Origin of the sequence: Sphingomonas sp. 37zxx (assembly GCF_000786205.1) — a bacterium.
GTDB lineage: Bacteria > Pseudomonadota > Alphaproteobacteria > Sphingomonadales > Sphingomonadaceae > Sphingomonas.
This window is the reverse complement of record NZ_JROH01000098.1, coordinates 1-1,823: the sequence shown is the minus strand read 5'-3', so window position 1 is coordinate 1,823 and position 1,823 is coordinate 1. Positions and strand designations below refer to the sequence as shown.

Here is a 1,823-nt window from a genome sequence, read left to right as displayed (position 1 = left end):
CGGGCATCCGCAAGCGCGTCAGCCCGCACACCCTGCGGCACAGTTTTGCCACCCACCTGCTCGAGCAGGACGTCGACATCCGCGTCATCCAGGTCTTGCTCGGGCACAGCAAGCTCGAGACGACCGCGCTGTACACCAAGGTCGCGACGCGCACGATCCGCGCGGTCACCGGTCCGCTCGACCGGCTGATGGCGCTGATGGAGGGCCAGGAGCGAACAGGGCCGCCCGCCGGTTGAGCCTACGTGCGCACCTCCCTCGAGGTCGCCGACATCTTCCGTTCCGCAGGACCTGCATATCGCGCCGCGCATGCCCGGCATCTGAGCCTGCACCAGTTGAAGATCATGTCGGCAATCGAGCATTGCCGCACAGCCGTCATGGGCGGACACACTGAGGCCTGTACGGAGTGCGGGCATTGGCGCGTTGCCTATAACAGCTGCCGCAACCGGCATTGTCCGCGTTGCCAAGGTGCGGCCGCACGTACCTGGCTGGCGGAGCGTGAAGCCGATCTGTTGCCCGTGGGATACTTCCACGTCGTGTTCACGCTGCCCGCTGAGGTTGCCGATATCGCATTCCACAACAAGCCGCTGGTCTACGATCTGCTGTTCAAGGCGGCGTCCGAGACGATGCTGACGATCGCCGCCGACCCGAAGCACCTCGGCGCGCGCATCGGCATCACCGCCGTGCTGCATACATGGGGCTCAGCGCTGACCCACCACCCGCATGTCCACATGATCGTGCCGGGTGGCGGCATCGCCCGTGACGGCACGCGCTGGATATCCTCGCGGCCTGCGTTCCTGCTGCCGGTCAAGGTGCTGGGCAAGCTGTTCCGCCGTCTATTCTTGACCCGGCTGATGGCGCTGCGCGAGGCTGGTCGGCTCGGCTTTTACGGCAGACTCGCGCATCTGGCCGACCGTCGCGCGTTCCTGCGGCATCTGTCGCCGGTCCGCAAAAAGAACTGGGTGGTCTATGCCAAGCCACCGTTCGCCGGACCCGAGGCGGTGCTCGCCTATCTGTCGCGCTACACCCACAGGGTCGCGATCTCAAACAGCCGACTCCTGCGCTTCGACGACACCGGCGTCACCTTCCACTACAAAGATTATCGCCGCGACGGCGCCGACCGGCAGCAGACGATGACGCTGGCCGCAGACGAGTTCATCCGCCGCTTTCTGCTCCACGTCCTGCCAAAGGGCTTCCACCGCATCCGCCATTACGGCCTGCTCGCCGGTGCCACCCGCAAGGCTCAGCTCGACCAGGCCCGTCGGCTGCTCGGCGTCGCTTCGCAGCCCGACACCGACCCGCTCGACGAACCGACTGACGTCCGCCCGCCATGCCCATGCTGCGGCGGGCAGATGGTCATCATCGAGACGTTCGAACGCTGGCGACAGCCGCGCGCACCGCCGCACGGCATCGCAGCGACCGGGACGACCACGTCATGATCCGGCATGGCCCAGCCTCATCGCGCGCCGAAAGTCTTGTGCTTGCGGCAGCGATGCCGCTCGCGCTGGCAACCCGGTTAATCGCTCCAGCGGCCATCTCAGCCATCGATCCGGCCCTACATTTACGATGCACATCGTCCCTGAGGAGCATGTTCCGACCCGCCGACGCGAGTCCCGCCAATCGCCGCGCCCGACCCACAATGCCGCGAAAACCGAAATCCCCATAGGTCAGCACGCGTGGCCCACGGCTTCCTGCTTTGGAGGATATCGTACGCCTGCCGGCATCCGATATCCTTCACATTCCCGGTCATCCGTAATCCAATCTGACCGCCCTGAAAGCGGTCATCCGGTCAATTTATGCGCGGATACCCTGACTGGTTGCTCGCG

The 1,823-nt window shown here is 65.5% G+C and carries 2 protein-coding genes; both read left to right on the top strand.

What is annotated here, in order from left to right:
• On the top strand, positions 1-236 hold a 236-nt coding region (locus QU44_RS16890), incomplete at its 5' end, for a tyrosine-type recombinase/integrase (protein ID WP_033923576.1).
• A 6-nt stretch (positions 237-242) separates the two neighbouring features.
• The gene (locus tag QU44_RS16885) at positions 243-1,436 is read left to right on the top strand and encodes an IS91 family transposase (RefSeq protein WP_081988141.1); all 1,194 of its coding nucleotides are present in this window, start codon (positions 243-245) and stop codon (positions 1,434-1,436) included.
• The last annotated feature ends 387 nt before the right edge of the window (positions 1,437-1,823 follow it).